Source organism: Methylobacterium sp. WL19, assembly GCF_008040005.1.
Classification (GTDB): domain Bacteria; phylum Pseudomonadota; class Alphaproteobacteria; order Rhizobiales; family Beijerinckiaceae; genus Methylobacterium; species Methylobacterium bullatum.
The window spans coordinates 1-9,348 of sequence record NZ_VRVC01000162.1 but is presented as its reverse complement, the minus strand read 5'-3'; the positions used below and the strand labels follow the sequence as shown (position 1 = coordinate 9,348).

The 9,348-nt window shown below is 62.8% G+C and carries 19 protein-coding genes and 1 pseudogene; 2 read left to right on the top strand and 18 right to left on the bottom strand.

The window, feature by feature from the left end:
• The 6 genes from FV220_RS22420 to FV220_RS22395 form a co-directional block, all read right to left on the bottom strand.
• A partial coding sequence (locus FV220_RS22420; protein ID WP_147833286.1) for a hypothetical protein occupies positions 1–180 on the bottom strand: 180 nt, incomplete at its 3' end.
• Positions 180–431: a hypothetical protein gene (locus FV220_RS22415; protein WP_147833285.1), complete on the bottom strand. Its 252-nt coding sequence runs from the start codon at positions 429–431 to the stop codon at positions 180–182. The genes FV220_RS22415 and FV220_RS22420, both read right to left, overlap by 1 nt.
• Positions 432–479: 48 nt before the next feature.
• A complete protein-coding gene (locus tag FV220_RS22410; protein WP_147833284.1) occupies positions 480–683 on the bottom strand; it encodes a hypothetical protein in 204 nt (67 codons plus the stop codon).
• 31 nt (positions 684–714) lie between these two features.
• Positions 715–1,056, bottom strand: coding sequence for a hypothetical protein (locus FV220_RS22405; protein WP_147833283.1), 342 nt, complete (start codon positions 1,054–1,056; stop codon positions 715–717).
• On the bottom strand, positions 1,053–1,415 hold the full coding sequence (locus FV220_RS22400; protein ID WP_147833282.1) for a hypothetical protein: 363 nt from the start codon (positions 1,413–1,415) through the stop codon (positions 1,053–1,055). Before FV220_RS22400 ends, FV220_RS22405 begins: the two co-directional genes overlap by 4 nt.
• A gap of 44 nt (positions 1,416–1,459) precedes the next feature.
• The gene (locus FV220_RS22395) at positions 1,460–2,317 is read right to left on the bottom strand and encodes a DNA cytosine methyltransferase (protein WP_147833281.1); all 858 of its coding nucleotides are present in this window, start codon (positions 2,315–2,317) and stop codon (positions 1,460–1,462) included.
• Between the two features lie 303 nt (positions 2,318–2,620).
• Between FV220_RS22395 and FV220_RS22390 the strand changes: the two genes are divergently transcribed.
• Positions 2,621–3,145, top strand: a complete 525-nt coding sequence (locus tag FV220_RS22390; protein ID WP_147833280.1) for a GIY-YIG nuclease family protein — start codon at positions 2,621–2,623, stop codon at positions 3,143–3,145.
• 149 nt (positions 3,146–3,294) lie between these two features.
• On the opposite strand, the gene FV220_RS22385 is transcribed toward FV220_RS22390, so the two are convergent.
• The 11 genes from FV220_RS22385 to FV220_RS22340 all read right to left on the bottom strand — a co-directional run bounded on the left by FV220_RS22385 (position 3,295) and on the right by FV220_RS22340 (position 9,019).
• On the bottom strand, positions 3,295–3,528 hold the full coding sequence (locus FV220_RS22385; RefSeq protein ID WP_147833279.1) for a hypothetical protein: 234 nt from the start codon (positions 3,526–3,528) through the stop codon (positions 3,295–3,297).
• Positions 3,525–3,854, bottom strand: a complete 330-nt coding sequence (locus tag FV220_RS22380; RefSeq protein ID WP_147833278.1) for a hypothetical protein — start codon at positions 3,852–3,854, stop codon at positions 3,525–3,527. Before FV220_RS22380 ends, FV220_RS22385 begins: the two co-directional genes overlap by 4 nt.
• Positions 3,851–4,204 carry a hypothetical protein gene (locus FV220_RS22375; protein ID WP_147833277.1) on the bottom strand — a complete coding sequence of 118 codons (354 nt, stop codon included), beginning with the start codon at positions 4,202–4,204 and terminating at the stop codon, positions 3,851–3,853. Before FV220_RS22375 ends, FV220_RS22380 begins: the two co-directional genes overlap by 4 nt.
• On the bottom strand, positions 4,194–4,550 hold the full coding sequence (locus FV220_RS22370) for a hypothetical protein (protein WP_147833276.1): 357 nt from the start codon (positions 4,548–4,550) through the stop codon (positions 4,194–4,196). Before FV220_RS22370 ends, FV220_RS22375 begins: the two co-directional genes overlap by 11 nt.
• The gene (locus FV220_RS22365; protein ID WP_147833275.1) at positions 4,547–4,981 is read right to left on the bottom strand and encodes a hypothetical protein; all 435 of its coding nucleotides are present in this window, start codon (positions 4,979–4,981) and stop codon (positions 4,547–4,549) included. Before FV220_RS22365 ends, FV220_RS22370 begins: the two co-directional genes overlap by 4 nt.
• A gap of 1 nt (position 4,982) precedes the next feature.
• Entirely contained in the window at positions 4,983–5,195 is a 213-nt protein-coding gene (locus FV220_RS22360) for a hypothetical protein (RefSeq protein ID WP_147833274.1), read from the bottom strand.
• Positions 5,196–5,435: 240 nt separating this feature from the next.
• Positions 5,436–5,606 carry a hypothetical protein gene (locus FV220_RS25660; protein WP_187273497.1) on the bottom strand — a complete coding sequence of 57 codons (171 nt, stop codon included), beginning with the start codon at positions 5,604–5,606 and terminating at the stop codon, positions 5,436–5,438.
• Positions 5,603–6,385 carry a DUF5131 family protein gene (locus tag FV220_RS22355; RefSeq protein WP_147833273.1) on the bottom strand — a complete coding sequence of 261 codons (783 nt, stop codon included), beginning with the start codon at positions 6,383–6,385 and terminating at the stop codon, positions 5,603–5,605. The genes FV220_RS25660 and FV220_RS22355 overlap by 4 nt, the downstream gene beginning before the upstream one ends.
• Positions 6,386–6,455: 70 nt before the next feature.
• Entirely contained in the window at positions 6,456–7,103 is a 648-nt protein-coding gene (locus FV220_RS22350) for an adenine methyltransferase (RefSeq protein WP_147833272.1), read from the bottom strand.
• A gap of 3 nt (positions 7,104–7,106) precedes the next feature.
• Positions 7,107–7,742: an HNH endonuclease signature motif containing protein gene (locus FV220_RS22345; protein ID WP_210245965.1), complete on the bottom strand. Its 636-nt coding sequence runs from the start codon at positions 7,740–7,742 to the stop codon at positions 7,107–7,109.
• Positions 7,743–7,975: 233 nt separating this feature from the next.
• The gene (locus FV220_RS22340) at positions 7,976–9,019 is read right to left on the bottom strand and encodes an NAD(P)-dependent alcohol dehydrogenase (RefSeq protein ID WP_147833271.1); all 1,044 of its coding nucleotides are present in this window, start codon (positions 9,017–9,019) and stop codon (positions 7,976–7,978) included.
• Between the two features lie 99 nt (positions 9,020–9,118).
• Between FV220_RS22340 and FV220_RS22335 the strand changes: the two genes are divergently transcribed.
• Complete coding sequence (locus FV220_RS22335) at positions 9,119–9,232, top strand: LysR family transcriptional regulator (protein WP_147833270.1); 114 nt, start codon at positions 9,119–9,121, stop codon at positions 9,230–9,232.
• Here FV220_RS22335 and FV220_RS22330 read toward each other — a convergent pair.
• Positions 9,229–9,348 (bottom strand): annotated as a pseudogene (locus tag FV220_RS22330) (IS5/IS1182 family transposase); the annotation flags it as partial. The gene FV220_RS22335 and the pseudogene FV220_RS22330 overlap by 4 nt on opposite strands.

The window sequence follows — 9,348 nt, the reverse complement described above, 5'->3', positions numbered from 1 at the left end:
AAACCCACAATCCGCCATGGCTCTGGCAAGGGCCGCATCAGCCACGGCGATCAGCCTGTCGGGGTCTTCGCCGCGAGCAATGGTGTCCGCCCGCAATTCCTCTGGCGTCATCGCCAGGATACGGGCGACGTGCATGTCGATGACGTCCTCGTCATCTTCGGGGAGCAGGGTCGCGCTCATCAGCACCACCCCCGCGATATGGCATAGATCACCCACAGATCACGCTGGTTCGGCGGCCCGAGGCCGACACCCGCTGACGCCCACTGGCTCGCCGCGCGGTGGATGCGATAGTCCGCGAGCGAGGCGCGAAGCCACCGCACGATCGGCAGGCGCAGAGGCCACGCAGCCTTGTTCGGCAGGAACCAGCCGTTTCGGTCGCCATCAGCGCGCCAAGCGGCATCATCGTCATTTCTCAGGGTTTCGTCCGTCATAATCCTGTTCCTCTTCTCCCGCCGGATGCCCGAGGTGAGGGTTAGGGGTCAGCCTTCGGTAGCGAGACGGAACAGCTCATCGTCGCGCGCTGTGGCTAAGGCTTCCATGTCGATGATCTCGACAGCGTGTTCGCGGATGTCGTCGGCAAATTGCGGGAAGGCACGCACCCACCACGAAACATCGCTGGGCGTCGGTGATTTCACATAGCGGTGAAAGCCGAAGATGATCTCGTCCTTGTCCATTTCGGTCATGCGTCACTCTCCTTTGATCTCAAAACGAGGATCACGGCTTCACGTCCTCAATCTCTAGGAGCCCCGCGCGAGCATACTGGGGAGCCAGCGAGGTAAGTCCGTTGCCGATGGTGCGAAGCCGCTGCATAGCGATCTCAAGCTTGCTGCGCGCCGCCAGAAGCTTCTCCTCAGCGGCATGGCGCTTGGTCTGTTCGTCCGTGGCCCATGCCGCAGTCACCGCCAGATCCTCCACCGCGCTCTTCATCAGCGTGCCAACGTGGATGCGGGTGTAGCCGTGAAGCTCGCCCTTCGTCGTGTAGACGTCGTGCTGGTGGCCCTTCGTCTCGCCGGGTTCGGCGTGGTAGTCGGGGCCGAGGGGGATGCGCTTCTTCATGAGGCCGCCCACTTGTTCAAAGCCGCGTAGGCAATGGCGCTCATGTCCTCGCCATCCATCGGCACCAGCACGTCGCGTCCCTCACCCTCATCGAAGACAGTCTCCATCCCCTCGGCAATGCGGGCCAGCACGGCGACGAGATCGTCATAGGCGTTCACCGCGAGCACGATGCGGGCGGCGTTTGCTTCTGGTGATCCGCCGCAAGACCAGTTGCGGCCCTCGCCATCGCTGTACTCGCAGGGGGTGGCGTGAGCGATGCCGCCCCAGACTGCGCCAGAGTAAGTGTCGGTCGAGCCGATGGCAGAAATGAAGGCTCCCCTTGCCTGCCACGGCGTCGGAGTGTGCTTCGGGGTTTCCATTGATCCTGATCTCCTCTTCTCCCGCCGGATGCCCGAGGTGAGGGTTAGGGGGTGGGCTTAGCGTCTAGGAACGCGCCGATGATTTCAGACGCCGGGCGCGGGTCGATGGCGTTTCCGATGGCGCGCAGCTTAGCCACGCGGGCGGGAACCCGAGTTCCCAGCCAGCGAACTCCGGGTGGAGGGAGCCTGCGCCATTTTCCGTCAGGGAAGCGGGCATACTGTCCGCCATCGAGATCAAGGACTTCAGAGCCATCCCGCCCTGCCGTCTCGGCGGCACCTTCGATCCTGTGCCTTCGTTCGCCCGACAGGTCGGGTACAGCGCAAACATCTGCGCTCTGATCGCGACCTGCCCCGCTGAATTGCCCGCCTCGTTCCTGCCCGGCTTCGCTGGCGCATTGGAAGTCATGGTCGGCCACAATCCAAAAACGGTCGCGGGCATGCTCAGCATTCGCGCACGCGGCCTCCACCGGGATTGCCCCCACGGCGTAACCCACGGCTTCCAGATCACTTCGCAGGTTGGCGAGCCACGCAGACGCGCTCGCAACCTGTTCTCCAAAAAAGACTGAAGGCTGTCGCTTCGAGATGAGCCGGAAGAGTTGTGGCCAGAGATGGCGGGGGTCGTCGAAGCCTTGCTGCGACCCCGCCAGTGAGAACGGCTGACAGGGACAAGAGCCTGTCCAAACAGGTCTGTCGTCGGGCCATCCGGCAAGCCGAAGAGCGAGGCTCCATCCACCGATCCCCGCGAAGAAATGGCACTGCGTATAGCCGGCAAGGTCGGCGGGGCTGACATCAACGATGCTCCGAGTGTCTACGTCACCATGGGGGATCAGCCCGTCGGCTATCAGGTTTTCTAGCCATTCGACCGCGTACGGCTCGATTTCGTTGTAGTAGGCGCGGGCCATATGCGCTTTCTGATTTGCTAGACAAGACTACCGAATTCCGATCCGCTTGCCTCTTTACCATGACACCATCTCACTGTATCACTATGACATCGTGGCACAAGGGCAAAGTGAGTGGTATGGCGACGGGACTGGCGAAACCGGCAAGGCGCATGTCCCGCAAGCTCGACCCGAACGACGACCCCGACCGTCTCAATGTGGTGATGCCGAAGGGCCTCGTTCAGCGTCTTAACGAGTGGCGCGCTCGGAACGGGTTTGTGGGAAAGTCGGAGGCCGCCCGCATCTTGATTGAGCGGGCGCTGAACGATGAAGATCGACACGCCTCTAGATCGAAAGGGGCATCCGATGTTCGATGATACCCGACTGTCTGGTCGCTACTGGATCTACGTCATCGGCCACGACCGAGGGCGGCAGAAGGTAGGCTTCTCGAACTGCCCTCCCGTCCGTGCTCGCGCGTTAAAGGAGACCGGCAAGCCTCAGTTCAAGGTCCACTATCAGCACGAGGTGCCCTCAGACGACGTTCGGGGCGTCGAGCAATTGGCCCATTACATTTTGGAAGACCGTGCCCTTGGACGGGAATGGTTCGATGTCACTCCCGACGAAGCGAAAGATGCCGTGGCATCTGCGGCCGAACGCTATGCGGCGGGAGAACGAGCACCGGGCCGTGACCCCGACACGCTGTGCAATTTGCAGCGTTCCGTGGTTCTGCCAGTCACGGTCGTTGATGACATCTACGAGTGGATTAAACGCCAGCCTGGACCTGCGATGTCGTTCTCGCGAGCTGTTCGGACGCTGACGCTGCGCGCGATTGAAAAACAGCGCGTATCCTAGCCGAACTCAAGCGCCGCGAGCGCAAGCCGAAGCCCGGTCCGGGGGAGTGAGGGAGAGCCTCGTTAGGGTTTCGTTAACCCTTCCCCCGGCATCTTTCGGACTACGCCCGGAGGCCACCATGAGCACCATCGGTCTGCGCTCAGGCATGGTCAGTCTCCGTCTTTCGCGAGCCCGAGGCCTGCGCCGGGGAGGGGGAGGCCGGCAGGCGGCGGCGACTGAAGATGGGCGATGTTGCAAGCCGCCAACTCCAGACCGCGCGCTCGGCCGCGCCAGAAGGCGGCTCCAGGCTGATCTCCGCGAAGATCGCGAATGAACGCTTTCTTGTAGGAGTGCTTGGCCATCTCGTTGAGGTTGGCGATTTCGCCGGCAAGAGTGTCACTCATTGTCCCGCTCCCAAGAGGTCGTTCGTGCATCCCGCGAGGGGGAGGGGGTGCATCAGCCTCTCGCTTGCCGGGTATCCGCAGACCGCGCAGAACTGCGGGTACTTCTTGTGCGGTTCGTAGGTGTGCGTGCCGCAATCCACGGCCTCCCGTGGCACGGCGGTCTCCTTGAGGAACTTCGCCAGGGCGTCGTGCGCGCGCATCGCTTCGCCCACACTCAGGTATCGCAGCTTGACGAAGCAGCCATCCTCGCCGCCGGAATGACCGGTTAGAAACGGGTCGCCGAGGGCGGTGCGGAGATCGTGGCCAAAGGGGGAGCGCTTGCTCATGCGCCGTCCTCCACAGCTTGTGCGACAAGGCCAGTAAACCTCTCGGCAGTGGCCTTCATGCCATCAGCGTATCCGCGACCGTAGGATTTGACATCGAACGGCCCGCAATGGCGCGTTGCGTCCATCCCGTGCTCGTAGGCATCGGCGGCAAGGGAAGTAGCCAAAGCTTCAACGGAGGCCATGCCCTCGCGCTTCGCGTCGGCATTCTCAGCAGCCGATACGGCAAGCAGCTTGAGGCGCTTCGCCAGCAGCTTGGCGCAATCGTCCGGCCTGAACGCCGGCATGTTCATGTCGCGCATGAACTGAACGACGGCGAGGCGGATTTCAATATCGCTGACTTCACCCGACATTTTTCGGCTCCTCACCTAAAGCATCGCCCGCAAGAACCTTGATCGCACGCAAAGCTTCCGCGTCCGTCATGTCACCACGGTTGATGATGTACTGATGATAGATGTGACTGATTACAGCGCGAGCTTGATCTCGTTGTGCTCGGAGGGCTGCCGGGAGTTGCGTGCGTGCTCGTTCCCGTGCGTCCTTGCACGCAGGGCACATGCACCGACCGTCATCTCGCGGAAGTGCGCCGAAATCTAAGATCGCATCGGCGAGCCATTGAACCCCTGCGGTGTCATCGAACTTCTCCCACCGGTTGGCCGTGGCTTCTGCGATGGCACGAGCTTTTTCGTAAGTCTCGCTCACGGCTCCGTCCCTCCCTCAATTGCGGAGGCGGGGAGGGCGAGGGCCACTTCCGCAGCTTCGAAATCGGAGATGTTGCCATCCAATCGCAGGCCGGATCGTGAGCACCGATAGCTGCTCTTTTCGATGTGCCGGACCAATCCCGCCAGCGCCTCACGCGCACCGTGGCCAGCCGCTTGAGTCACCTCTGATTGCAGGCTTCGGATCAGCGTCTCGGCTTCGTGGAGGGCTGTGGCCGAGGCTTGGACGCCGGCCCTTACGCCAATAGCTACAAGCATCTCGGCGGCGGGCGGGTAGCCCTCGCGCTCGACCTCCTGCGCGACCTTCGCTTTCGCCTTGGCCATGGCATCGTCGATCAGGAACTGCTCCTCTTGGCGCTGCGTCCCGGCGGCGTAATGCGCTTCCATTTCCTCGTGATGGTTCGGCCCGCTCATATCAGCGCTCTCCTTTAGCGGCGGGGATGGGGACAAACCCACAATCCGCCATGGCTCTGGCAAGGGCCGCATCAGCCACGGCGATCAGCCTGTCGGGGTCTTCGCCGCGAGCAATGGTGTCCGCCCGCAATTCCTCTGGCGTCATCGCCAGGATACGGGCGACGTGCATGTCGATGACGTCCTCGTCATCTTCGGGGAGCAGGGTCGCGCTCATCAGCACCACCCCCGCGATATGGCATAGATCACCCACAGATCACGCTGGTTCGGCGGCCCGAGGCCGACACCCGCTGACGCCCAAACGCCAGCGAAGTAGTGAACCCGGATCGTGTGGCAGGTGGCCCGAAGCCATCGCACTACTGGCAGACGAAGCGGCCACGCCGCCTTATGGGGCAGCACCCAGCCGTTCCGCTCGCCGTCAGCGCGCCAAGCGGCATCGTCATCGTTTCTGAGGATTTCAACGGCCATTTGCGCTCTCCATGATCCAGAGTACGGGCCAGCCAATGGCCCACGCCGCAGCCCAGCGCAGTTGATAGGCGGGGCTCGGATAGACGCGCTGGCGGACTGCGCCGACGACGAGGCCAGCGATGACCCACCACGTTGCGGCGATTGCTGCTTCTGTGCTCACGGCTCCGTCCCTCCCTCAATTGCGGAGGCGGGGAGGGCGAGGGACGGGGGCATCTCTCGCACTTGCAGAAGGGCAGGAAATGCGGCGATGTCCTTCACCGCGCGCCCCCTTGGGCCGGAAAGCTGCTTTACGAAGCAGGCGGTGCCCGCAGCGCGGCCCTGGCCTACAATGTTGATGGCCCACTCCTCCGCCATCGGTCGCGCGTTGGGGCCACTTTCTGCGCCGACGATCACCCAATCAAGCTTGCCGACGTAGGCTGATATATCGACCGCCTCGACCAGGGGCTCCATACTGAGCCCGCGCCACGCCGCCGGAGTACCCAGAAGCTTCGGGATGTCGCGGTCGGCTTCGGCCTGCGTCACGATGGTGGAGATCAAGCCGCAATGGCCGAACGCGTCAGACCAATCGGCAGGCAGCATCTTGGCGGCATTGCCGATCCGCTTGGTGACGAACTGCCACCGCAGGTTCCGACATTCTCGAACCAGACCCCACATCCGCGCCCGCCACTCTGGCGGCACCTCATTGTCGAAAACGTCGGCCATGGATGCGCAGAACACCCACGGCCGAATGCCGGACTTCTGCGCCTCGCGGTCCCACTTCCGCGGCTTTGACCAATCGTTGACGAGGCGTCGAGGTGCGCCCGCCCCCCAATGTGAGCCGCCGACGCGCTTGTCGAATGACTCGGCATAGCAATGGTCGCAGCCCGGCCCGACCTTCGTGCACCCCCACCACGGATTGAAGGTGTGGGTTGTCCACTCGATTGCGGAGTTCTCAGCCATCTTCACATCCCCCCAATGTTGGCGGGAAGGCTCAGGCCCAAGCCTGCGGCGAGGAGGAGAGAGAGGGGGGTCATGCTGCTTGCCTCCGAAGCTGATCTTCAGGGTTCTGTGGCGCAGCCAAAATCCCGAAGCCCTTGCCAGCGGCGTTCTTCAGCGCGCGGATGCCATGGACGCCGACTGCGAACAGAGCGGTCCCATTGGACGGCGACACGCCTTCAGTCCCGTCAGGCCGAAGGAACCTGATCTTGCGGGTGAAGAGCACTCGGTCGGCCTGCTGCCACGCCTTCCAGAACCACGGAGCCGACGTGCGATCCGGCGCGAGGGCGATGCCGTTGCCGTGGTCGAAGAACCGATCCAGCCAAGGCTCGATACCGTTCCGACCACCGAAGGGCGGGTTCATCCACACGAAGCCGGCCCACGGCACAACGAGGCCGTCGCCTTGTAGCTGCCGATCTGCAGGGGTGTGATCGCTCGCCGGTAGCGAAGCGGGAATGGTCGCCGGCTGGAAGTCGTCAGCCTTGGCCAGGCCCAGAGCGACCGCTGCATCATGTTGCTGCCGACGAAGGTCTTCCTGTTCCGCCGCCCATAAGCGCGCGCCATCGGCCGTGCCGTATCGAGCAGGCGTAACATCCAGATCGAAGCGGCATCCTAGGGCGTCGAAAACCTGTGGCGGCGTGTACCACTCATCCGAGCGGCCGGGTGTGTCCCAGTAGCCCATGGCTCAACGTGCTCCGGTGAGGGTGGAGGGGAGGGAAGCGCGCAGGGCCGCGGCGCAGATGATCGAAACGAGGCGAGTGCGCTCGCGCTTCATCGGCGGCATGTCGCTCCATGCGCCACGACCTTTCACCGCCATGTCGGTGACGTTGTCCTGTTGCGTGCCGAGCGTCAGATGGGCCGGGTTGCAACACGCGGGGTTGTCGCAGGTGTGCATGACCACGGAGCCGTGGTGCCCGATAGCGTTTTTGATCGGGCCACACTCCATCGCGTAGATTAGCCGGTGCGGTGAGTAGAGCTTGCCGCCGACCTTGAACCGGCCATAGCCGAAGCCGGATCGAGCCCCGATCCAAGGCCAGCAAGCGCCGGCGTCGCCCTTCCGCACCTTCGTCCAGAACCGATATTGATCCCACGGCTGTAGGACCGGGACAGGGACGGCCTTCGTCGGCTTGGGCGGCGGGCGAAGGCGGCCACAGGGCGCGCGCTCGGGTGGCATCGGAATGATGCCCAACAGCGCTGCACGTCGCTCATACGCCTCGGGGTCGGTGAGCTTCAGCTTTCGGAGGGCCAGCAGCTTGGCCCGCTCTTCAACGGCTGGATCGCGCTTCTGCTTGGAGCGGCTGAGTTCGGTTGAGGCGCCCATTACGCCGCCCCTTCAGCGAGGTACGCACCGGCATACACAGCGGCACACATTGTCCGCCTATGAAAAACGCTAAGTCTTTGATTTCTTAGGGTCAGGTCGGGGTGATACCCTGGCGCCTGACGGACGCTCCCTCCGCCAGCCCCGCCGATTACGCGCTGGGGCGCGATATTTTGCGACACAGCTACGCAAACATCGACGATTACCGCACGCCAACGGCAAGGCGAAGCCGAGAATCAGCTTCCAATTTCACTCTTGAACCGAATGACCACCTTACCGAACGGCCCACGTTCTAGATGATCGAACGCCGCTCGCACATCCTCATAAGCGTAGACCCTGTCGATCACCGGCTTGATGCCGCGTTCGTCGATGGCGCGGTTCATGTCCTCGAATGCCCTCCTGTGGCCGACTGAAATGCCCTGGATGATGGCCCGCTTCAGCATCATGGGAACCGCCGACACCACGATCTCCGATCCCTTCATGAAGCCGATCTGGGCGATGCGCCCGCCGTTCGCCAGTGCAGCTGCCGACTGACCGATATTGTCGCCGCCGATCAGCTCGAGCACATGATCGGCACCGCGCCCGTCCGTCAGGTCCAGCGCAGAAACGGACCAGTCCGGGTTCGCACGCGTGTCGATCACGCCGAAAGCGCCGAGCGCCTTCGCGCGTTCAAGCTTTTCCGTGCTCCGCGAGGTGACGATCACGCGGGCTCCGAAAGCTTGGGCGAATTGAAGGCCGAATAGGGCGACGCCGCCAGTGCCCTGTACCAGCACGGTTTCGCTCGCTTTCAGATGACCTGTCTCGATCAGAGCGAACCATGCCGTCACCGCCGCAACCGGCAAGGTGGCAGCCTCCTCGTCCGTCAAGGATGCGGGTGCCTTCACAGCAATATCCTCATGAAGCGTCACATATTCGGACAGCATGCCCGGAAGCGGTCCGCCTAGCGACAGGCCGTGCCGAGTCATCTCCCGTGGCGGCTCGCCGTCGATCCATTGTGTCCAGAAGTTTCCGAGGACCCTGTCGCCGGCCTTGAAGCGTGACACATCCGCGCCGATCGCCACGACCTCGCCCGCCATGTCCGAAACGGGAACGAACGGCATGGCAGGCCTGTCGGGCAGTAACTCGCCTTCGACCACCAGCTTGTCCCGATAATTGAGCGAGACCGCCGCAACCCGGATCAGCACCTCGTTGCTCGTCGGCGTAGGGACTGGCGCCTCGCCCAGTTCCAAGTTCTTCAGTCCGAATGACGGCAACTGCCATCGCTTCATTGTCTCGCTCATGGTCGATCCCTCAGGTGATAAGCAAGGATCTTATTGACAATCATATGGACTGGGTTGCGATGTATTTTCCGGACACTTCCTCCGTTTGATCTCCAATTAATGAGCCTGAACATCCATTCCCATCTTCAAGGCATTTCCGCCTTTGTGCATGCGGTGGAAACCGGCAGCTTTACGGCCGCCGCCGCCCGCATGGGCGTGTCTAAGAGCGCCTAACAGAACCGTTTGATCTGGTTGAGGGTGATGAGGCTGGCCGCGAGGCTCGTGAAGGCCTCGTAGATGTCGCTGCGTCGCTCGTAGCGGACGGGCAATCGACGGAATCGGTTGAACCA

Excerpts from the sequence above, each read along its gene's own strand:
- FV220_RS22415 (WP_147833285.1), bottom strand. The coding sequence starts at position 431 with ATGACGGACGAAACCCTGAGAAATGACGATGATGCCGCTTGGCGCGCT.
- FV220_RS22410 (WP_147833284.1), bottom strand. The coding sequence starts at position 683 with ATGACCGAAATGGACAAGGACGAGATCATCTTCGGCTTTCACCGCTAT.
- FV220_RS22405 (WP_147833283.1), bottom strand. The coding sequence starts at position 1,056 with ATGAAGAAGCGCATCCCCCTCGGCCCCGACTACCACGCCGAACCCGGC.
- FV220_RS22400 (WP_147833282.1), bottom strand. The coding sequence starts at position 1,415 with ATGGAAACCCCGAAGCACACTCCGACGCCGTGGCAGGCAAGGGGAGCC.
- FV220_RS22395 (WP_147833281.1), bottom strand. The coding sequence starts at position 2,317 with ATGGCCCGCGCCTACTACAACGAAATCGAGCCGTACGCGGTCGAATGG.
- FV220_RS22390 (WP_147833280.1), top strand. The coding sequence starts at position 2,621 with ATGAAGATCGACACGCCTCTAGATCGAAAGGGGCATCCGATGTTCGAT.
- FV220_RS22385 (WP_147833279.1), bottom strand. The coding sequence starts at position 3,528 with ATGAGTGACACTCTTGCCGGCGAAATCGCCAACCTCAACGAGATGGCC.
- FV220_RS22380 (WP_147833278.1), bottom strand. The coding sequence starts at position 3,854 with ATGAGCAAGCGCTCCCCCTTTGGCCACGATCTCCGCACCGCCCTCGGC.
- FV220_RS22375 (WP_147833277.1), bottom strand. The coding sequence starts at position 4,204 with ATGTCGGGTGAAGTCAGCGATATTGAAATCCGCCTCGCCGTCGTTCAG.
- FV220_RS22365 (WP_147833275.1), bottom strand. The coding sequence starts at position 4,981 with ATGAGCGGGCCGAACCATCACGAGGAAATGGAAGCGCATTACGCCGCC.
- FV220_RS22360 (WP_147833274.1), bottom strand. The coding sequence starts at position 5,195 with ATGAGCGCGACCCTGCTCCCCGAAGATGACGAGGACGTCATCGACATG.
- FV220_RS22355 (WP_147833273.1), bottom strand. The coding sequence starts at position 6,385 with ATGGCTGAGAACTCCGCAATCGAGTGGACAACCCACACCTTCAATCCG.
- FV220_RS22350 (WP_147833272.1), bottom strand. The coding sequence starts at position 7,103 with ATGGGCTACTGGGACACACCCGGCCGCTCGGATGAGTGGTACACGCCG.
- FV220_RS22345 (WP_210245965.1), bottom strand. The coding sequence starts at position 7,742 with ATGGGCGCCTCAACCGAACTCAGCCGCTCCAAGCAGAAGCGCGATCCA.
- FV220_RS22340 (WP_147833271.1), bottom strand. The coding sequence starts at position 9,019 with ATGAGCGAGACAATGAAGCGATGGCAGTTGCCGTCATTCGGACTGAAG.
- FV220_RS22335 (WP_147833270.1), top strand. The coding sequence starts at position 9,119 with ATGAGCCTGAACATCCATTCCCATCTTCAAGGCATTTCCGCCTTTGTG.